The organism is Caldalkalibacillus thermarum (assembly GCF_014644735.1).
In the GTDB taxonomy this organism is placed as follows: domain Bacteria; phylum Bacillota; class Bacilli; order Caldalkalibacillales; family Caldalkalibacillaceae; genus Caldalkalibacillus; species Caldalkalibacillus thermarum.
Window position 1 is genome coordinate 1 of record NZ_BMKZ01000009.1, and the last position, 20,022, is coordinate 20,022.

Annotated in this window: 26 protein-coding genes; 23 read left to right on the forward strand and 3 right to left on the reverse strand. The window is 47.0% G+C overall.

Going from position 1 to position 20,022, the window contains the following annotated elements; genetic code table 11:
- Positions 1–198: 198 nt before the first annotated feature.
- The 19 genes from IEW48_RS04920 (at position 199) to IEW48_RS05010 (ending at position 14,576) form a co-directional block, all read left to right on the forward strand.
- On the forward strand, positions 199–366 hold the full coding sequence (locus tag IEW48_RS04920) for a hypothetical protein (protein WP_188622823.1): 168 nt from the start codon (positions 199–201) through the stop codon (positions 364–366).
- Positions 367–494: 128 nt separating this feature from the next.
- Positions 495–1,559: a spore cortex-lytic enzyme gene (sleB, locus tag IEW48_RS04925; protein WP_188622824.1), complete on the forward strand. Its 1,065-nt coding sequence runs from the start codon at positions 495–497 to the stop codon at positions 1,557–1,559.
- Positions 1,560–1,574: 15 nt separating this feature from the next.
- A complete protein-coding gene (gene ypeB / locus IEW48_RS04930; RefSeq protein WP_229703950.1) occupies positions 1,575–2,930 on the forward strand; it encodes a germination protein YpeB in 1,356 nt (451 codons plus the stop codon).
- 81 nt (positions 2,931–3,011) lie between these two features.
- Positions 3,012–3,698 (forward strand): flagellar brake protein, encoded by a 687-nt coding sequence (locus tag IEW48_RS04935; RefSeq protein WP_188622826.1) that lies wholly within the window; start codon positions 3,012–3,014, stop codon positions 3,696–3,698.
- A 103-nt stretch (positions 3,699–3,801) separates the two neighbouring features.
- Positions 3,802–4,083 carry a DUF5359 family protein gene (locus tag IEW48_RS04940; RefSeq protein ID WP_188622827.1) on the forward strand — a complete coding sequence of 94 codons (282 nt, stop codon included), beginning with the start codon at positions 3,802–3,804 and terminating at the stop codon, positions 4,081–4,083.
- Between the two features lie 84 nt (positions 4,084–4,167).
- Positions 4,168–4,827 (forward strand): (d)CMP kinase, encoded by a 660-nt coding sequence (cmk, locus tag IEW48_RS04945; RefSeq protein WP_188622828.1) that lies wholly within the window; start codon positions 4,168–4,170, stop codon positions 4,825–4,827.
- An 18-nt stretch (positions 4,828–4,845) separates the two neighbouring features.
- Positions 4,846–5,478, forward strand: coding sequence for a lysophospholipid acyltransferase family protein (locus IEW48_RS04950; protein WP_188622829.1), 633 nt, complete (start codon positions 4,846–4,848; stop codon positions 5,476–5,478).
- 42 nt (positions 5,479–5,520) lie between these two features.
- Entirely contained in the window at positions 5,521–6,666 is a 1,146-nt protein-coding gene (gene rpsA / locus IEW48_RS04955) for a 30S ribosomal protein S1 (protein WP_188622830.1), read from the forward strand.
- 126 nt (positions 6,667–6,792) lie between these two features.
- Positions 6,793–7,437 carry a YphA family membrane protein gene (locus tag IEW48_RS04960; RefSeq protein WP_188622831.1) on the forward strand — a complete coding sequence of 215 codons (645 nt, stop codon included), beginning with the start codon at positions 6,793–6,795 and terminating at the stop codon, positions 7,435–7,437.
- Positions 7,438–7,440: 3 nt separating this feature from the next.
- The gene (locus IEW48_RS04965) at positions 7,441–8,331 is read left to right on the forward strand and encodes a YIEGIA family protein (RefSeq protein ID WP_188622832.1); all 891 of its coding nucleotides are present in this window, start codon (positions 7,441–7,443) and stop codon (positions 8,329–8,331) included.
- A 6-nt stretch (positions 8,332–8,337) separates the two neighbouring features.
- Positions 8,338–8,532 (forward strand): capping complex subunit for YIEGIA, encoded by a 195-nt coding sequence (locus IEW48_RS04970; RefSeq protein WP_188622833.1) that lies wholly within the window; start codon positions 8,338–8,340, stop codon positions 8,530–8,532.
- Positions 8,533–8,542: 10 nt separating this feature from the next.
- Positions 8,543–8,824: a hypothetical protein gene (locus IEW48_RS04975; protein ID WP_188622834.1), complete on the forward strand. Its 282-nt coding sequence runs from the start codon at positions 8,543–8,545 to the stop codon at positions 8,822–8,824.
- Positions 8,815–9,333 carry a DUF3189 family protein gene (locus IEW48_RS04980; RefSeq protein ID WP_188622835.1) on the forward strand — a complete coding sequence of 173 codons (519 nt, stop codon included), beginning with the start codon at positions 8,815–8,817 and terminating at the stop codon, positions 9,331–9,333. The genes IEW48_RS04975 and IEW48_RS04980 overlap by 10 nt, the downstream gene beginning before the upstream one ends.
- 77 nt (positions 9,334–9,410) lie before the next feature.
- Positions 9,411–10,721 carry a ribosome biogenesis GTPase Der gene (gene der / locus IEW48_RS04985; RefSeq protein WP_188622836.1) on the forward strand — a complete coding sequence of 437 codons (1,311 nt, stop codon included), beginning with the start codon at positions 9,411–9,413 and terminating at the stop codon, positions 10,719–10,721.
- Between the two features lie 21 nt (positions 10,722–10,742).
- On the forward strand, positions 10,743–11,363 hold the full coding sequence (gene plsY / locus IEW48_RS04990; RefSeq protein WP_188622837.1) for a glycerol-3-phosphate 1-O-acyltransferase PlsY: 621 nt from the start codon (positions 10,743–10,745) through the stop codon (positions 11,361–11,363).
- Positions 11,360–12,397 (forward strand): NAD(P)H-dependent glycerol-3-phosphate dehydrogenase, encoded by a 1,038-nt coding sequence (locus tag IEW48_RS04995; protein ID WP_188622838.1) that lies wholly within the window; start codon positions 11,360–11,362, stop codon positions 12,395–12,397. Before plsY ends, IEW48_RS04995 begins: the two co-directional genes overlap by 4 nt.
- A gap of 72 nt (positions 12,398–12,469) precedes the next feature.
- Positions 12,470–12,748 carry a stage VI sporulation protein F gene (locus IEW48_RS05000; RefSeq protein WP_188622839.1) on the forward strand — a complete coding sequence of 93 codons (279 nt, stop codon included), beginning with the start codon at positions 12,470–12,472 and terminating at the stop codon, positions 12,746–12,748.
- A gap of 335 nt (positions 12,749–13,083) precedes the next feature.
- Positions 13,084–13,539 carry a transcriptional regulator MntR gene (mntR, locus tag IEW48_RS05005; protein WP_188622840.1) on the forward strand — a complete coding sequence of 152 codons (456 nt, stop codon included), beginning with the start codon at positions 13,084–13,086 and terminating at the stop codon, positions 13,537–13,539.
- An 89-nt stretch (positions 13,540–13,628) separates the two neighbouring features.
- Entirely contained in the window at positions 13,629–14,576 is a 948-nt protein-coding gene (locus IEW48_RS05010; RefSeq protein ID WP_188622841.1) for a patatin-like phospholipase family protein, read from the forward strand.
- Between the two features lie 38 nt (positions 14,577–14,614).
- On the opposite strand, the gene IEW48_RS05015 is transcribed toward IEW48_RS05010, so the two are convergent.
- The 3 genes from IEW48_RS05015 to IEW48_RS05025 all read right to left on the reverse strand — a co-directional run bounded on the left by IEW48_RS05015 (position 14,615) and on the right by IEW48_RS05025 (position 17,140).
- Positions 14,615–14,998: an SA1362 family protein gene (locus IEW48_RS05015; protein WP_188622842.1), complete on the reverse strand. Its 384-nt coding sequence runs from the start codon at positions 14,996–14,998 to the stop codon at positions 14,615–14,617.
- A gap of 32 nt (positions 14,999–15,030) precedes the next feature.
- Positions 15,031–16,008 carry a DUF1385 domain-containing protein gene (locus IEW48_RS05020; protein ID WP_188622843.1) on the reverse strand — a complete coding sequence of 326 codons (978 nt, stop codon included), beginning with the start codon at positions 16,006–16,008 and terminating at the stop codon, positions 15,031–15,033.
- Between the two features lie 61 nt (positions 16,009–16,069).
- On the reverse strand, positions 16,070–17,140 hold the full coding sequence (locus IEW48_RS05025) for a S8 family peptidase (RefSeq protein WP_188622844.1): 1,071 nt from the start codon (positions 17,138–17,140) through the stop codon (positions 16,070–16,072).
- 132 nt (positions 17,141–17,272) lie between these two features.
- On the opposite strand from IEW48_RS05025, the gene IEW48_RS05030 reads away from it, so the two are divergent.
- From IEW48_RS05030 to efp, 4 genes are all read left to right on the forward strand, one after another.
- On the forward strand, positions 17,273–17,758 hold the full coding sequence (locus IEW48_RS05030; RefSeq protein ID WP_503826748.1) for a YqhR family membrane protein: 486 nt from the start codon (positions 17,273–17,275) through the stop codon (positions 17,756–17,758).
- Positions 17,759–17,906: 148 nt separating this feature from the next.
- Entirely contained in the window at positions 17,907–18,350 is a 444-nt protein-coding gene (gene aroQ / locus IEW48_RS05035) for a type II 3-dehydroquinate dehydratase (RefSeq protein WP_188622846.1), read from the forward strand.
- A 4-nt stretch (positions 18,351–18,354) separates the two neighbouring features.
- Positions 18,355–19,431, forward strand: coding sequence for a M24 family metallopeptidase (locus IEW48_RS05040; protein WP_188622847.1), 1,077 nt, complete (start codon positions 18,355–18,357; stop codon positions 19,429–19,431).
- A gap of 19 nt (positions 19,432–19,450) precedes the next feature.
- Complete coding sequence (gene efp, locus IEW48_RS05045) at positions 19,451–20,008, forward strand: elongation factor P (protein ID WP_188622903.1); 558 nt, start codon at positions 19,451–19,453, stop codon at positions 20,006–20,008.
- Positions 20,009–20,022 lie beyond the last annotated feature (14 nt).

The window sequence follows — 20,022 nt, forward strand, 5'->3', positions numbered from 1 at the left end:
TGTCTTTTGCTTTTTAGGGGCCTCTTCATGCCGTTAACAGACGAGCTATTAACGGCATGAAGAGGGATTGGCGAATGTGTGTTTGCCCTCTGAAATTTTACTCATACTCTGACCAGCCGTATGAAAAGAACCGGCTAGGAAAGACTAAAAATAGGCCGCCGGGAAGTGGCAATGCTAATCCTAGAACAGGAGGTACGTATGGGTAAGGACAAAATAAGAGTGCGCATTACCTGTGAAGTATGTGGTGAACAATTTACCCTGCGGGGAAGAACAGATAGAATGGACCGTTATTATGGTACCGGTTTTAAACGCTGCCTTTGTGACAATGAGCATCGTTTTTCAGTGCGTCCAGTTGATGATCAATAATTGGAAAGGGGAAGCGAAGAGGAAAGAATCTGGCCGCGGATTCTTTCCTCTTTTTTTGCATAAATCCCTCGGGAAAGTAGAAAAATACCACTACAACGTTCAATGACATGAGGGAGGTACAGCATGGTATGCACAGACGAATGGAGCATAGCTTGAAAGCTGGTACGTTGTGCCTGGTAATTGCTGCTCTGCTACTTAGCTTTTTCATTCCGCATACAACCGCTTCTGCTTTTAGCCCCCAAGTGATTCAACGGGGAGCCACAGGTGATGATGTGATCGAATTACAAGCGAGATTGCAGTATATCGGTTACTATAAAGGACCTATTAATGGTGTTTTCGGCTGGGAAACTTACTGGGCTGTGCGTAATTTCCAGCACGATTTTGGAATTGATATTGATGGTCTTGTCGGTGATGAAATGAAAGAAAAACTTTTGGCTGTCACTGAATTTGACAAGGATTATGTGTATGGCAAGCTGGCACAAGGTGAAACTCCCCGCCATTTTGGGCCGCACAAAGGGCCTGAGGGATTGGCGCCTCCAGGACAGCGTGATCCCGGTAATTTGGACAAGGTCAAATGGGTTCCCCCTGGTACGCATGGGAAAGAACCTCCCCGGCCCGAGGCCCCTGCCAGACCCGAGGCCCCTGCCAGACCCGAGGCCCCTGCCAGACCCGAGGCCCCTGCTAGAGAAGAACGGGCACCTGCACCTGAACGGGCTCCACGCCCAGCTGAAGAACGGCCGGCCCCTCCTGCTCAGCCTGAAAGGACTCCGGCAGAAGCTCAAGTGGGCCAGCTGCAACAAGCCGTGAATATCCCACAAGGGTTCAGCGAAAATGATATCAGACTGATGGCCAATGCCGTTTATGGTGAAGCACGGGGTGAACCGTACGAAGGCCAGGTTGCCGTTGCAGCGGTCATTTTGAACCGTGTCCGCAGCCCGGAATTTCCCAACACGGTATCCGGTGTTATTTTTGAACCGCTGGCCTTTACGGCTGTGATGGACGGACAAATCTGGCTAACGCCCAATGAAACGGCTAGAAGAGCAGTGATGGATGCCATCAACGGCTGGGACCCGACCGGTGGGGTCGTGTATTACTTTAATCCTGCTAAGGCCACCGCACCATGGATGTGGGAGCGTTATGGCGAACAAAAGGATCAAGCATTACAAATCGGAAATCACATATTCTTTAACTAGAAAGGAGTGAACACTGTGGTGGTTGCACGACTCTTAAAAATTGCCTTCGCATTATTCTTAACGGTTGCCCTGGCAGGGACAGCCTATTGGGGCTATCAGGAACATCAGGATAAAAACTCAATCTTGATCAAAGCGGAAAACAATTATCAACGGGCCTTTCATGACTTAAATAACAATCTGTCCAATCTGGAAGATGAACTGGGCAAGGCCCTGGCGATGAACTCCAGAGATCTCTTGGCCCCTTGTATGGCTAACATTTGGCGTTTGGCTTATTCGGCCCAATCCAACCTTGGACAACTTCCGTTAACATTAACCCCCTTTCATAAAACAGACCAATTTTTGGCCAAGATAGCGGATTTTACCTATGACATAGGGATGAGGGATTTAGCGAATGAACCCTTAACAGATAAGGAATGGAAGAGGTTGAAAAACCTCCATGCCCAAGCCCAAGATGTGCAAAGGGAATTAAAAAACCTGCAAAGTAAAATTATTGACCAAAATTTGCGGTGGATGGATGTAGAGCTGGCAGTCGCCTCGGAAAATATAGAACAGAGCAAGGAAATTTTGGATGGCATTGAAACATTGAACAAACATGTGGAAGGTTATATCGAAACAGAGTGGGGAGCCGAGGAATCAAAGTATACTGAACTGCAGTCTCAGAAAGCCAAAAAAATCCCTGGCAAGGAAATTACCAAAGAAGAGGCCGTAAAGAAGGCCAAAACATTCCTCGGTCTTAAAGGAGATCTCAATGCCAAGGTGGAAGAGGCTGGAGGCGAAGAATTTGAGACGTTCAAGGTTCGCTTTGATCATCCAGAGCGAGACAGTTCGGTGTCGGTCGATGTTTCTAAAAAGGGCGGCCATGTGTTGTGGTTTTTGGACAGCAGGAACATTAACAAAACGGAAATCGGACTGTATGATGCCCAGCAAAAGGCTCTGGAGTTTTTGAAGGAAAGGGATATTACCTCGATGGTGGCCGTCGAAGCGGACCAATACGACAATGTCGGTGTCTTTGATTTTGTCCGTGTGGTGGATGAGGTCAGGATTTACCCAGATCTCATCCGGGTCAAGGTGGCTTTGGACAACGGGGATATTATCGGCTATGAAGCACAAGGCTATGTATTAAACCATAATGCTGCTCTCAACATCCCGGAGCCCAAAATTACGCTTGAAGAGGCTAAGAAAAATGTAAACGGCAATCTGAACGTGATGGAAGAGCACCTCAGCGTGGTTGAACTGGATGCTGGAAAATATCAACTCTGTTATGAATTGCTGGGTACGATCGAGAACGAAACTTACCGGCTGTTTATCAATGCCGAAAACGGACGGGAAGAAAAAGTGGAGAAAATGAAACAAGCTGAACCTATTGTCTAAAAGCTTTTTAAAGATAGCCTGCTACGTTTGTAGTAGGCTTTTGTGCTTATTTTGGTATAATTAAGAAAGGGGGGAGGAAGATTGGATTATCTGTATAAAGTTGGGGACAAGTTATTTATGAAACCTTGTTCAGAAGCTGGATCAGATACATATAAAGCACGGATTGTCGATTTAAACGAGCAGTACATCTATATTGAGTTGCCTATGCATGAGCAAAGCAGTCGTCTGGCTTTTTTTCCTGAGGGGACAGAACTTGAGGTGTGGTTTACTGGCAAAGACAAGGTGCCTTACCAGTTTGTCAGCCAGGTGGCAGGCAGAAGAAAGGAGCGTATACCTGTTACATTGCTGACCCATCCGCATCCTGATACCATCGAACGCAAACAGAGGCGCCAATATTTACGGGTTCCCTGTGATGAAAAGATCTTTCTTTATGTCCAAAATGATCACCAAGCCCCTAAAGACCCCTTAATCGCTCAAGCGGTAGATTTAAGCGGAGGGGGAATGGCTTTTACATTGGCTGGTAAAGAACAGCTACAGCCAGGCGATGAGGTGAAGTGGGAGTTTTCACTCCCGCCGGTTCATGAATCTTCCACTCCGATTTCCGGTCGGGGGGTGGTAAAAAGAGTGACGCCGCCTGCCGAAAAAGGAATGCCTTATAAATACTCCGTCGCTTTTACCGAAATCAGAGAACAGGACCGGCAACAGATTATCCGTTATTGTCTCCGCCGCCAGTTAGAAATGCGCAAAAAGGGGTTGGATATGTCTTAAATTTGTTTTTTCGGTGGGTATGAAAACAGGGAAGCGGTCAAAACTAAACAATAGAATGTGAGTTGCTTCAAGATGCGAATTGCTCTAAAGAAGGTGGCCAAACATGAAGGACGTATACCCCCGGTCTCATGGGCGCCATACCAATCGGTCATACGCTTCTGACCCCTTGCGGCAGCGCATTCATGGCTATTTTATCCCCTTATCCGAGCAGACGGAACGGCTGCTGTTCATGATCTTGATCTTTTTGTTGATTGGACTTTTCATAAGCCAAATCTTTATCCTGAGTAAAGAGGAGCATCAGGAGCTGGTGAACAAATCTGTGCGCTATGAAGGCGTCTTTCATGATGATCAAGTTGAAATCAGGGCAACATTGCAACGCCGGTAGCGGTATGGTATGATTTTAATGTTTAAACTAGCAGGGTTCTCCTGCTTTTTGTTTTGGATAAAGAGGGGGAAGGATTGAATAACCATGAAGATCGCCATAGACGGTCCTGCCGGAGCTGGCAAAAGTACAGTGGCCAAAATGGTAGCGGATAAACTGGGGTATCTGTATGTAGATACGGGAGCAATGTACCGGGCATTGACTTGGAAAGCGCTGCATGACAATGTGGATATCAGCTCTGGGGAGGCGCTGGTCCGCCTGCTTAACCAATGTCGCCTTGAACTTCAATCGGACTCGGCGAGTCAGAGGGTGGTTCTGAATGGACGGGATATTACGGAGGCGATCAGGACACGTGAGGTGAGCAATCATGTCTCTGAAGTGGCCAGCCATCCCCAGGTGCGGGAAGCGATGGTCGAACTGCAAAGGGAAATGGCAACCAAAGGAAATGTGGTTATGGATGGACGGGATATTGGCACCTATGTAATCCCTGATGCAGATGTTAAGATTTACCTCACAGCTTCCCTGGAAGAACGCGCCCGGCGCCGTTATGAAGAGCTGCGAGCCAAGGGGCACGAAGTTTCCTTTGAGGAGATTAAGCAAGAGATTCTCGAAAGAGATGACAAGGACAGTAAGCGTGATACCGCTCCTCTTCAAAAAGCAGCCGATGCTTTAACCGTGGACACGACCGGACTTTCCATTACCGAGGTCGTCAATTGTATCTTAAACATTGTTCATCAAAAAACATGAACAAGGGGAACAGCACTTATGTTCTATGAAATCTGCCGTATTATTCTGCACACCGTTTACCGCCTGTTGTTTCGGTATAAAGCTTACGGTACTGAGCACATACCGGAACAAGGCGCTGTTTTATTGTGTGCCAATCATATCAGTAACTGGGATCCGCCCCTGGTGGGTCTCCCTGTCATGCGGCGTGTTAACTTTATGGCCAAACAAGAGTTGTTTAAAATTCCGCTTTTATCCCAAGTATTACGTTATTTAGGAGCTTTTCCTGTCAAGCGGGAAGCGACGGATAAAAAGGCCATCCGTACGGCGCTGTCCCGTTTGCAAGAGGGGAAGGTCGTTGTGATTTTTCCTGAAGGAACAAGATCTAAGAGCGGACGATTGCAAAAAGCGTATAGCGGGTCCGGGTTTTTAGCCTTGAAACAGCCCTGTACTGTTATTCCAGTGGCCATTATCGGTCCTTACAGATTATTCCGCCCAGTAAAAATCATTTACGGTTCTCCTGTAAACCTGGACGACCTGCGTGTTGAGAAAATCACCAAGCAAGAAGCCGTACTGGCCACAGAAAGGATTATGAACAGCATCCGGCAGCTTTTGGAAAACCAACAATCCAAAACCTCTGAACATAATGGCAGAAGTTTTGGAAATAGTGTATAGTTATTATGATGGAAGCTCGACAGTAGAAGGAGGATTTTGATTATGGTGGAAGAAATTCAAAACAATGTGGAGGTTCAACAGTATGAGACAGGAGATCGGGTCAAAGGCACGGTAACTAAAGTCAAAGAGAAATATGCGCTGATTGACATCGGCTATAAGATAGATGCCATTTTGCCCATTGGTGAAATCTCCAACGTACATATTGACAAAGTGGGAGATGCGTTGAAAGAAGGGGATGAACTCGAAGTTGTGATTACCAAACTGACTGAAGATGAGGTCGTCGTTTCCAAACGGCGTGTGGAAAACGACAAGGCCTGGGCCGAATTGGAAGAGAAATTCCGGTCAGGAGAGGTATTTGAGGTTACCGTGGCTGAGATTGTCAAGGGTGGATTGGTCGTTGATGTCGGCCTGCGCGGCTTTATTCCTGCTTCTCAGGTAGAACGCCATTTTGTTGAGGATTTTAGCGATTATGTGGGCAAAACCTTGCGTGTAAAAGTGGTGGAGCTTGACCGGGAGAAGAACAAGGTTATTTTATCTCATCGTGCTGTCCTGGAAGAAGAGGAGGCTAAGGCGAAAGAATCCCGTTTGCGGGAGTTAGAAATCGGTGAAGAATTGGAAGGAACCGTATCCCGGTTGACGTCGTTTGGCGCATTTGTTGACATTGGCGGCATAGAAGGTTTAGTGCACATCTCCGAACTGGCTTGGCACCGGGTGGAAACACCGGAGGAAGTCATTAAGGAAGGGGATAAAGTTAAGGTAAAAGTCTTAAAAGTTGATCCAGAGCAGCAAAAAGTGAGCCTCAGTATTAAAGCAACCCAACCTAGCCCATGGCAAAAAGCGGCTGATGAGATTAAAGCAGGTGATACAGTTAAAGGTGTGGTTAAACGTTTGGTGTCTTTCGGTGCCTTTGTAGAAGTGATGCCCGGTGTTGAAGGACTGGTGCATATCTCCCAAATTGCCAACCGCCGCATCGGTTCTCCAAGTGAAGTGCTGAAAGAAGGTCAGCAAATAGAAGCCAAAGTGCTGGATGTTGATCCGCAAGAGGAACGGATCAGCTTAAGCATCAGGGCCTTGCAGGAAGACAAGCGAAGTGAAGAAGTGCAAGCTTATACTGAGAAACAAGTTCAGTCTTCTGGTGTGACACTGGGTGAATTGATCGGGGATCAATTGAAAAAGTTGAAACAATAAACGGTTGCAGCCAACATGATCATACCCATTGCTGTATTGATGAGCAATGGGTTTTCTTTATGCTATAAAAAGCGCTAAAAAGAGCCATACTGAAGACGAGGAGGAATGTCAGCGGAGGAATGTGAAATGAATGACGGATATATTTTTATGATCGGAATCTGGATTCTGTTTATTTTGGCTGTGACACGCTGGCTGGATTTTTTCTGGGCTCATCATCCCCATAAGGCCTTGATACGAAAAGGCGTCATTATTGTTTTGGCCATGAAACTTTTGACCCAGGAATGGTATTTGCCACTTGGCAGTCAGTACGCTATTAATGTCAGCAGTATATTCATACCCGCCCTCATTTGCGGTTTTTTCCTGTGGCGGGATCGGTCGGGATTTCTGAGGCAAATGATGGCTGTCATTCTGTTTTTAGGCGTGTTTTATGCGGTGAGCCATCAGCTGTTCCTTTGGGATCCTGTTTTGATGGTGATGCCGACTATGTATATGTTCCCTGTCTTCTTCACCTTATTTTTGCTGCTGGCTACCCTGCATTTGCCCCAACAATGGCTGATGATGACCAGCGGGATGATTTTGGGCGAGATTGTACATAAATGGTTTTTATTACGGTATGTGGATTATGTTGTAGTGGGTGATGCTGCGTTCCGGGATCAGCTGGTGATAGGATTGTGCTTGGTTACGGCGGTCACCTTAACCGCCCGCTTGGGGATAAAGGTATATCAGTATTTGTATCATAAATTCCACTCTCAGTGGAAAGAGGAGGGTTAAGATGTGGAGCAATATACCATTCCCGTCCTGCTAGGGGTTCTCTTTGGATTTGGCGGACGCCTGTTGCTATTAAAAAATGATTACCGGCAATACCCCACTCAGCCACACGGGATGATCGTTCATCTCACTTTGGGTTTCATCGCCGCCGGTTTAGGAAGCATTGCGATCCCTGCCCTATTGGAGCAAGAGTATGCGGCCATCACCTTTCTGGCGTTGGCTGCCCAGCACTTTCGTGAAGTGCGCAACATGGAGCGGGAAACACTTACTAAAATGGATGAAATGGAACTGGTCTCAAGAGGAAAAACTTACATAGAAGGAATTGCCTTAACTTTTGAAGGTCGGAATTATATGGCTATTCTCGTTGCCTCTATCACCACACTGGCCACCATACTTGTTGAGTGGTGGCTGGGTGTCTTGGTCGGTTTGACAGGGGTTGTTCTTTGTCTATGGTTTAGGAGTGGCAAGTTCCTGAGCAGCATCGCCCATATTGAACCAGCTGAAGTACGTCTGGAAGGTCCTGAAGTGTTTGTGAATGATATTCATATTATGAACGTGGGTCTTGCCGACAGCCGGGAGCTGATCATGAAACAGGCGCTGGGTGTGATTTTAAAACCCAAGACAATTGACAGTGTGGTGACCCTGGCCAATCTTGGCCAAAGGCAGGCGATTTTGTATGATTTGTCTGTCGGATTGGGAGTCTACAGGGATGATGACAAGCCTTCACTGGTTCCCTTGACCCGCCGGGATTTGGCTGACGGGCGGGTGGCGGTGTTTTTTCTGCCCCAGATTAAGAATATGGAACGGGCCATCGAGGTGATATCCCGGGTGCCTGTTCTCGAAAATGCGGTGCATGTGCCAACTGAATCTGAGGCTAGTGCTAAAACAGGGAGGTAGATAAACATGGGAAAAAATACAATCGAAAAAAAGGTTTTGGCGGTTCTGACGACTAATCCGTCAAAAGTGGCCGGTGGTGTTCCCATTTTTATTTTTAATACAGAGGATGAAGTTCAGCAAAGGATGCGCATGTTTGAAAGCATTTTAGGTGGAATGGGGCATCAAATCGATCCGGAAGTGTATGTGGTGGTCCGCCATTGAGCACAAGGCATTGAAGAAAAAACTGTACCTGGGTAGAGGAAATGGAGTAAAAGAATTGGAGGCAGCCTGGCGGGAAGTTCATGGTGAAGCCATCAGTGATCATCAATTGTCCTCTTATCTCAAACTGCCCCAGGGTTCGTTGGTGCCCATTGGCTTAAATGGATCAAACCAGTTTGTTTATTGGGCGGCAGTCGGAGAGGCACAAGCGATTTGTAAACAGGCTTTGGCAGATTTTTGGCCGTTGGTTGGGGATTCTATGGCCAATTGGATTGTGGTGGAAAGATGCGAATAACTCAATCAGGCATGCACATTATTTATCACTGTTATGGGAGTGCCCACTCCTCTATTATTGCTGCGGCCATTCATCTGGGCCGGCTCCCGTCTGACCGGGTTCCAGACAAGGAAGAGATACTGGCCTTACCTGATTTTGATACCACCAGAGATGATTCGTTGGGCCATATTTTTTTTAAGGGGCGGGATGAGAAGGGCCATGCCATCTATACGGCAGGAATGGGGCGCCATCACCAGACCGTTAAGCGTTTACTGCTGGAGATGATCCGGCTCAATAATGGTCCTGAATCCTCTTTTAAGTTTGTTGAAGCCCTCCCCTCCATCAATAAACTGGCCAAATTGGGGGGCGCACTTTCCCGGCGCTATGGGTTGGTGATGATTGGCCGCCCCCTGGCTGCCATAGGCATCATGCAGAGTTATCAGCATCTGGTTGAGCTGGTGCATAAAACAAAAGAAGAGGTTAAGAACCAGGAAAAAGGGTCAGAAAGCACAGAAAGAAAAAGAAGTTGATTGTCACTTCAAGTCAGCTTATGATAAAAAAAGGTAAAAGCTTGAGCTCGATGTATAGGAAAGGTTGTGGTTTTGATATGGCTAAACCGGTTGTCGCCATTGTGGGCCGGCCAAATGTCGGCAAATCAACGATTTTTAACCGTATTGTGGGAAAACGGGTGTCCATCGTTGAGGACACTCCCGGCGTCACCCGGGACCGGCTGTACAGTTCCGCCGAATGGCTGGATCATGAGTTTAACATCATTGATACTGGTGGTATTGAACTGGATGACGACGATCAGCTGCTGAAGCAAGTGAGACAACAGGCTGAACTGGCTATTGATGAAGCCCATGTCATTATTTTTATCGTCGACGCTAAAGCAGGCCTGACACCGGCTGATGAAGAGATTGCCCGTATCTTGTACAAATCGCAAAAACCTGTGGTTGTTGCCGTCAATAAAGTAGATCACCCTAAACAAAGGGATGCTGTTTATGATTTTTATGCTTTGGGATTTGGTGAGCCAGTGCCGGTTTCAGGGGTGCATGGCACCGGACTGGGTGATCTGCTGGACAAGGTGGCCGAATCTTTTCCAGAGCAGGAAGAAGAGGATTATGATGACGATGTCATTCGCATTGCTGTCATCGGCAGACCGAATGTTGGCAAATCATCCCTGGTCAATGCCCTCTTGGGAGAAGAGCGGGTGATTGTCAGCGATGTAGCCGGAACCACCCGTGATGCCATCGACACGATGCTGGAAAGGGATGGACAAACGTTTGTCTTGATCGATACAGCGGGGATGCGCAAACGGGGCAAGGTGTATGAAAAGACGGAAAAATACAGTGTCTTGCGGGCCTTAAGGGCGATTGAACGTTGTGACGTCGTGCTGATGGTTTTAAATGCCGAAGAGGGTATCCGGGAGCAGGACAAACGGATTGCTGGATATGCCCTCGAGGCTGGCCGGGGTATGATTTTCGTGGTCAATAAATGGGACGCGATCGAGAAAGATGAACGCACCCATACTCTGTTTACCCGTCAAATACGGGATCATTTTCAGTTTGTCGATTATGCGCCCATTTTGTTTGTGTCGGCCAAAACAAAGCAGCGCATCCATACCATCCTGCCCAAAGTAAAAGCGGTGGCAGAACAACATGCCTTAAGGATTCCCACTCATGTTTTTAATGATTTACTGATGGATGCCATAACCCTTAATCCTCCGCCAACAGATAAGGGCCGGCGTTTGAAAATTAAATATGGCACTCAGGTCAGTGTCAAGCCGCCAACGTTTGTCTTATTTGTCAACGATCCCGAACTGATGCATTTTTCTTATGAACGCTATCTGATCAATAAAATCCGCGAAGCATTTCCGTATGAGGGCACACCTATCCGTCTTTTGTTAAGGAAAAAATAGAAAAAACTAGGAGAGGAGATTATGGCAACGTTCATATTACCTGTTTTTTTGATCGTTCTAAGCTATGGTTTAGGCTCGATCAGCTTTAGTTATATTGTCAGCCGCAAAATAGCCGGAATCGACATTAGGGAACACGGCTCCAAGAATGCAGGTGCAACGAATACGCTGCGGGTGCTAGGAGTGGGACCGGCCGTTCTCGTTTTAGTTTTGGATGCTTTAAAGGGCAGTCTGGCTGTCCTCTTGTCACTCTACCTGACCCATGATCCTGTGTGGCCAGTGCTTGCCGGTTTGGCGGCCATCGTTGGCCATAATTGGCCAGTCTTTTTCGGGTTTAAAGGGGGTAAGGGAGTTGCCACCACGATTGGTGTGGTCGCTGTTTTAACTTTTTTGCCTGGTTTGTTGGCAGGTATCGTGGCTATTTTAGCCATTGTCATATTCCGCTATGTATCCTTGGGATCTTTAATTTTTGTCACCTTGCTGCCGCTGATGATTGTTTTGCTTGACCGTCTGACTGCACTGTCCTATCCAACAGTATATGTTATCGGGGTTTTTGTCATTATGATCCTCTCCTATATTCGTCACCGGTCTAATATTGTTCGTCTTATCCGTGGTGAAGAAAACAAGATAGGGGGAACGACATGAGTAAAGTTGCAGTGATTGGGGCAGGGAGTTGGGGAACCGCCCTTTCCATTGTTTTAGCTGATAACGGCTGTGAAGTAGCCATTTACGCCCGCCGGCAGGAACAAGTGGATGAAATCAACCACCAGCATACCAACCACCGCTATTTGCCGGATATTACTCTGCCGGCTAACATTGTGGCCTACCCGTCTTACCGCCAGGTGTTAGAAGGCGCTCAATATGTTCTCATTGCGCTTCCCACTGCAGCGATCCGTACGGCACTAAGGGAGATGGTTAAAGAGCTGGATCATTGCCCGCTTCTGATTCATTCGTCAAAAGGGCTGGAACCTGACACGTATAAGCGTGTTTCTGAAATGATTGCGGAGGAGGTACCAGAGTCAAAACGGAGAGGCATTGTTGTGTTGTCTGGCCCCAGCCATGCCGAAGAGGTGAGCCGGCGCTCCCCGACCACAGTGGTTGTTGCCGCACCTGAGCTTAAACAGGCAGAGGAAGTTCAGGATCTGTTTATCAATCAGCACTTTCGTGTCTATACCAACACCGATATGTTAGGTGTTGAGATTGGAGGGGCCTTAAAAAATATCATCGCTTTGGGCGCCGGATTATCAGATGGATTGGGGTACGGTGATAATGCCAAAGCAGCTCTGATGACCAGGGGATTGACAGAGATCGCCAGATTGGGCGTGCAGATGGGAGCCCATCCTTTAACCTTTGCCGGATTGGCTGGTGTAGGGGATCTGATCGTGACCTGTACCAGCCGTCATTCCCGTAACTGGCGCTGTGGCTATGCCATTGGACAAGGGAAGCCCTTGAATGAGGTGTTGCAATCAATGGGTATGGTGGTGGAAGGTGTGCGGACAACCAAGGCCGCTTATCAGATTGCTCAAAACAAGAAGGTAGAGATGCCTATCACCAAGGAGCTGTACCATGTGCTCTTTGAAGGGAAATCGCCCCGGCAGGCTGTTGATGATCTCATGCGACGGGGCCGCACCCATGAAATGGAATCCCGCTTTTTTGATGATTTTAATCGTTATTTCTAATCTTGAGGGAGGTCACCATGCTCTCTCCCGTTACATAAGATATGATGAGACATTCGTTAGGGAGGGTATGTGGTGGCGAAAAGAAAAGACTCTAATAACTTTTTTGATCAAGTGGAAAAGAAAACAAACGTGTCGGAGAAGGACTTAAAAGCATTAGCGAGTAAAGTAAACCCTGAGGACCTTCAGAATGAAAAAAAGGTGCGGGAATTAATTGCTCAAGTAGCGGCCTTGGCAGGCATTCCAGTCTCAAAAGAGAAAGAAGACCAAATTGTTCATTTTCTGGTTACACATCAACCCAATATGGAAGAGATGCAGGCCATGCTTCGCATGTTTCTGGCGCCCAAAAAATAGCAGCGTGGGCAGCTGTTGTGACAAGCTTTGTCAACTCCACATAGCATAGTACTGCTAAACAAGAAGGGTTCAAAAAACAAGGAAAGGCACAGTTAAACGAGAGTGCGCGCTGGGCTTGCTCTCGTTTTTGCTATCATTTACCTCATCTTACGCTGATTGCAATGTATGGCACTTGATGAGCGTTGAACACTAATGAAAAAAGGCCAAAATGAATATTTTACGTGATAGGGCTTGTTTTTCACCAGGAATAAGTGTATTATCAGTAATGCGCACGCATGGAATTTATGGCATTATTTTTTAACAGTGTTTTGTGTCTGTGTGAGGGGGAACGGAAGGTGCCAACACCAAGCATGGAAGATTATTTGGAGCAAATCTATTCATTAATTCAAGAAAAAGGATATGCCCGGGTCTCTGATATTGCCGAAGCTTTGAATGTTCACCCCTCGTCCGTGACAAAAATGGTGCAGAAACTGGATCAGAATAAATATCTTGTTTATGAGAAATACAGAGGGCTCATTTTGACACCAAAAGGAAAAAAGATCGGCAAACGTTTGGTAGACCGGCATACCCTGCTGGAAGAATTTTTGCAAATGATCGGTGTACCTGAAGAAAATATCTATAAAGACGTGGAAGGTATTGAACATCATCTGAGCAAGGATTCGATCACATGCATTGAATACCTGGTTCAATACTTTCAGGAGGATCCTAAACGCTTGGAAGACTTGCTGATGATCAAGCAAAGGAATGAACAGGAGGACGAGGAGAAAGCATCAGATGTCTCAGACATTTGATGCTTTTTTTGGTTCAGAGTGGCCCTGATGTCATGATGTGTGCTTGAGCATATAATGGTTAAATAGAGTGATGATTGGAGGGGGACCACTTGCTCAAGTGTGATGCGGTATTTGCAGGTGGCGGGGTGAAAGGCATTGCCTTTATTGGGGCCATTCGGGAAACGGAAGAAAGGGGATACCAGTTTCAACGTGTAGCTGGAACGTCAGCTGGCTCCATTATGGCTGCCTTGCTTGCCGCAGGATATTCGGGAAAAGAGATGGAGGGGCTTTTAGAAGAGTTATCATTTCCTGCATTTTTGCAAGCGGATTGGATCGGGCGCCTGCCGGGGATAGGCAAGCCCTTGAATATTCTGTTCCGCAATGGCATGTACAATACTGCCGGTCTTGAGCAATGGATAAGAGACAAGTTAATCAAAAAAGGCATTTGGAGTTTTGGTGATCTGCCGGAGGGAAAATTGAAAATTATTGCTTCTGACATTACCAATGGAAGGATCATGATTATTCCTGATGATCTCCCTTTTTATGACCTCGACCCTGCTCCATTTCCGATTGCTCGAGCGGTTAGAATGAGCTGTTCGATTCCTTATTTTTTTCAGCCTGTCATGATAAATCAAAACAAAAAAAAAGTTGTTGTGGTTGACGGGGGGCTATTGAGCAATTACCCCATTTGGATATTTGATTCCAAACAGACTCCCCGCTGGCCCACATTCGGATTCCGCTTAAAGGGGGCTGATCGTTATCAGCCAATGAAAATTTCAGGACCGTTCAGCATGTTTAAGGCCATCTTTACCACCATGATGGAAGCTCACGACCGTCGTCATATTGAAGACCATGATGCCATTCGCACAGTGTTTATTTCCGTTGAAAATATAAGGGCTACTGACTTTCATTTAACGCTGGAACAAAAACAAAAGCTCGTCCGCTTGGGACGAGAGGAAGCGAAGCGCTTTTTTGACCAATGGAGTTTTTCAAATTATATCTCCCGCTACAGGCGGGCACCAGTGAACATTAAAAGCAAAAGTCAAAAGGGAGACTAAGGAAGTAAGCGGAACGAATTAACAGCTGGCACAAAGACCTAGGAAGAAAAGGGTCTTTTCTTTTTGCCTTTATTTCCTTCAATCACTTTGAACGGGTAATCTTTTCGCTTTTGTCTCGGCTTTCTGTTTATCGCAGCCCTTTTGCCCGAAAGGGTGGGTATATCAAGATTGTGTCTGTTTTTGACCGAAGGCCTGGATACAGGTGGATGGTGGTGATGTGTGGGCTTGCCTTTGCGGTAAATATAACGATAGATCCCATAAAATGCAGCTAGCACCAAAACCAGCAAAACAGCATTGCTGGCCAGCCCTACAGGATCTTCCACCAAGCGGTAGATGAGCCCAAAGGCAGCTAGGCTGACAAAAAAAACGAAAAAAGGTTGTCTCAGTTGTAAAAGTGATCGATTGACTTGACGCACCATCATCACCACCATCCATTATAGGTTTATGCTGCAGGCTATGATTGATAGACGTATGGCCTGGCTTGATCAGTTTGAACCTGGTCAGCGGCCATGGGGTTGAGGGCCTGTTCCCTTTCCAGCAAACGTTTAAAAGAGGCGATGGCCACCTCAACTTGATCATCGGTGGGGTCTTTGGTTGTAAGTAACTGGACGGCCAACCCGGGATACCCTAAATATTTCAGGACGGGGATGTTCCGGCATTTATTAGTTAACTGTAACACTTCATAGGACACACCAATGACAACAGGGATAAGGGCCAAGCGATAGAGTATACGCTCCCACAATGGTTCTGAAGGGACAAACAGATAAAGAAAGACACCGATGATGATGGTAAACAGGATAAAACTGCTTCCGCAACGGTAATGAAGCCGCGAGCAAGCCTGGACATGTTCAACCGTCAACGGTTTGTTCTGCTCATAACAATTGATCACCTTGTGCTCTGCTCCATGATATTGGAATAAGCGCTTCACCAGCGGTGTCAATGAGATGAGATAAATGTAGCCTAAGAGCAGCAAGGTTTTAATCATTCCCTCGATGAGGTTTTGCTCAATATGGCCAGGAAACCAGGCTTTAAACAGGGAATGGGCCATAATGGCCGGCAATGCGGTGAAAATGATTTTGCTCAGGGCAAAAGAAAGCACGCCAATGAAAGCAACACCCAGGATCATCGTGAGTTTGGATTGTTTTACGTTAGCAAGTTGAGCATCATCCTCAGGATCTACATCATAACGTTCGGTGGAGAAATTTAAATGTTTGCTTCCATTGGCTGCTGCTTCAATCAAAGCCACATTACCACGGATAAGAGGAATTTTTTTTAACTGTTTCATCCATTCTCTTTCAGTTCTTTCCACTTCTAAGTAATCTATACGCCCATCTTTGCGGCGAATGGCGCTAACATATGCTTTCCTTCCAGCGAACATGACACCTTCTACGATCGCTTGTCCTCCGTATTGCGGTTTGGTTTCTGTGTTCACTGTGTCCATGCCACCTCTTATATTTGTTTATTACCATTTTACATGAAAGCAAGGGCGCTGACTACTCCCTCATCTGCTGGACGATCTTGCGCAAGTTGATCAGACCATTGCCTTGCAGCAGCAAGGAAGTGGGCAGGCGCTCGCAGGTATCAGAGAAGATTTGGCGGCACTCTGCTAGGGTAAGGTCCGGCTTTAAGCCTAACATCAGAGCAAGGGTGCCAGTCACATGGGCACAGGCCATTGATGTGCCTGAGAGGATCTTAAAGCGGCCGTCACGCCAGGTGGAGTAAATGTTTTCCCCGGGCGCGACCACATCCAGGTCTGTTCCGAATTGACTGAAATTAGAAACCTGATTTTCCTGGTTGATGGAACCGACGGCAATTACTTCTCTGTAGCGGGCAGGATATTTAAGACCAGGACGACCGTCATTACCGCTGGCAGCTGTCATCAGGATGCCCCGATCTGCACAGGCCTGGATCGCCTCATAAAGGGCGGGATGGTGCTGATCCAGGTCGAAGCTCATGTTGACCAGGCGGATGTTTTCGTCGATACACCACCCCAAAGCACGGATGATACGGGATACTGTAGATGTACCTGTTTTGTTGAACGCTTTAACATTACACAGGGGCAAACGGGGAAAAACACCGTGAAAGGGATTAAGCTGCTTATTATGGCGAACAGGAGAATAGCCGGCGATGATTCCCGCCAGATGGGTGCCGTGTCCGTGCCGGTCTGTTGTGCCCTTTTCATCGGAAAAGTTCACGCGCTTTTTGGCCAGACGCAAATAAGGGTGGGCCTTGATGCCTGAGTCGATGACTGCCACTTTGGGCGGGGCATACCGTTTGGGGATACGCCTGATGAAGGCACCGATCCGTTGTAAAGCCCACTGACGGTCAACTGTCTGTTGAATGACATTTGTTTTGCTGTCGTTAATCAAGGATACCATGACATCCCGGTCAATACGCAGAACATGTTCTGCGCCTAATAACTCGAACAGATCCCATTGTCTGGAAGCGTTGAGACAGAGAGCATGGATATGCTGCAAAGGCAGATAATCGATACCTTTTTGATCCAGAAGGGCAGAGCAGTGTTGGAAACTATCCTCTTTCAGTTTGGCAATATATTGGGGCATGGATAAACTCCTCTCCTATCTTATTTATAAGTTTTGTCATCCTAGTGTATGAGCAGGACAAATGCTGGGTTCACGCCTTTTCGGCCAGCTTCGAATGTTACCTCTTTCTTGGTTCATACTAAGAAGGAGGTGATGGACATGGAGAAAGAGGAGCGACGAGAGTCAAAAGGATTTATCTATGCCATCGGTTTTGTAGGCGGAATTCTTGGGGGATTGGCAGCATATATCAGCCACTTTTTTAACTTTATCCCATTTGGTCCCGCTGTGATCTGGCAGTTTTGGCCCTGGTATCACACTGTCCACTGGCTGCGAGGGCCTTGGGGGCATTTAGGTGCCATTCTTGTCATTGGTGTGTTTTCTATTCTGCCCGCTTGGCTGTATTATCTGTTGTTGCGTAACATGGAGACACCTTGGGCAGGCATCTGGTTCGGAGTCGCCCTGTGGATGCTTATTTTTTTAGGGTTTCACCCTTTAATCCCAGGGATGAAATCGGTTCAGCAGCTGGGTTGGCAAACCAATATTGTGCTGGTGTGTATTTTTATTTTATATGGGCTGTTTGCAGGGTACTCTATTTCTTATGAAGTCAAACAGCATGAAATGGATGAACGTTCGGGTTGAGGGCACTCGTGTTTAAACAGCCCTTTCGCGGCAGCCAACTATCCAAACGCAGCCGATTGTGGTAAAATACTTGATGGCAGCCAGCACTGCGGGACGAGGATGATCATGGGGATCATGATACTATAGCTAGAGGCAAAGGGGAACAGCCATGAGTGCGTTTCTGGTTTTAAACGGCCCTAATTTGAACCGCCTTGGCCAAAGAGAACCGGCCATTTACGGGCGGGCGACGCTGGATGACCTTGAACAGGAATTGTTGGCCTGGGGAAAAGCCCGCCAGGTCCGGATCGATTGCTTCCAATCCAATCATGAAGGAGAGCTCATTGACCGGATTCATCAAGCAGAAGAAGTTTACCAGGGGATTGTTTTTAATCCAGGTGCTTTTACCCATTACAGCTATGCTTTACGGGACGCTGTTGCCAGTATTAATCTTCCTGTGATTGAGGTTCATATTTCCAACATACATAAAAGGGAGTCTTTCCGGCATCAGTCGGTACTAGCCCCTGTTTGTTTAGGTCAGATCAGCGGACTAGGTCTGGCCGGCTATCGCTTAGCCTTAGAGGCGCTCTTAGAATACATTAAGAAGCAGGAGTGATTAGGTGCAGGGAAGAGTTCAAAAATTAAGAGCATTGTTAGACAGAGAGGCCCTGGAGGGATTGCTGGTTACGAGTCCCGTTAACAGACGGTACATCACCGGCTTTACGGGAAGTGCCGGAGTGGCCTTGATTAGCAAACATGAAGCGCTATTGATTACGGATTTCCGTTATGTTGACCAAGCCAGGGATCAAGCCCCTGGGTATGATATTGTGAATCATAGCGGAAAACTGGCGGAAACCATTGCCGCTGAAGTAAAGAAGCGGAACATCGAACGGCTCGGGTTTGAACAAGACCACTTGACCTACAGCCAGTACATGGCTTTTAACAAGGTTCTCAAAGATGCCGACTGCCAATTGGTTCCCGTGTCGGGATTGGTAGAGGAGCTGCGCCTGGTCAAAGATGAACAGGAGATTGAACTGATTAGACAGGCTGCAGCGATTGCTGACCAAACTTATACCCACATTTCAAACTGGATTAAACCGGGGATGAGAGAGATTGAAGTGGCCCATGAAATTGAGTTTTTCATGCGCCAGCAGGGTGCCTCTTCTTCTTCGTTTGAGATCATTGTTGCTTCGGGGGTGCGTTCAGCCCTGCCCCATGGCGTCGCCAGTGAGAAGGTGATTGAAAGGGGAGATTTTGTCACCCTTGATTTTGGGGCTTATTACCAAGGGTATGTGTCCGACATGACCCGCACCTTGGCCATTGGCGAGCCGGCCCCCAAGCTGAAAGAGATTTACGATATTTGTTTAGAAGCCCAAATCAGAGGAGTGGAGTCAATCAAGGCGGGAATGACCGGTAAAGAAGCAGACGCTGTTTGCAGGGATTACATTACCAGGAAAGGTTACGGGGACAATTTTGGGCATTCTACCGGTCATGGCATTGGTTTGGAAGTCCACGAAGGGCCTACCCTCTCAGTCCGCGGAGAGCTCCCCTTGAAACCGGGCATGGTGGTCACTGTGGAGCCGGGTATTTATCTGTCTGGCATCGGCGGAGTGCGCATTGAAGATGATGTCCTCATTACGGAAGAGGGTAATGAGATTTTAACGAAATCGACGAAGGAATTAGTCATTATTGAGTAGATGGGAGGAAAAGAACATGATGATCACCACTTCTGAATTTCGTAACGGATTAACTATTGAGCTGAATGGTGAGGTATGGCAAATCATTGAATTCCAGCATGTTAAGCCGGGAAAAGGGGCTGCTTTTGTCCGTTCTAAATTAAAAAATTTAAAAACCGGTGTCATCCAAGAGCGTACATTTCGCACCACTGAAAGGATAGCCCGGGCCCATGTGGAAACACGTAAAATGCAATATTTGTACAATTCCGGGGATGAATTTACGTTTATGGATACTGAGACTTACGAACAAATTACGCTTCATCGCAAGCAACTGGAGCACGAATTAAAGTTTTTGCTGGAAAATATGGTCGTCAATGTGATCTTGTACAAAGGAGAGACCTTAGGGATTGAGCTGCCCAATACGGTTGAGTTAAAAGTAGTGGAAACAGAGCCTGGCATCAGAGGAGACACTGCTTCAGGCGGCACTAAACCGGCTAAATTGGAAACGGGGCTGGTGGTGCAAGTGCCTTTCTTTGTCAACGAAGGGGACACTCTGATTATTGACACGAGAAAAGGCGAATATGTCTCCCGTGCTTAATATGATCAAAGTCA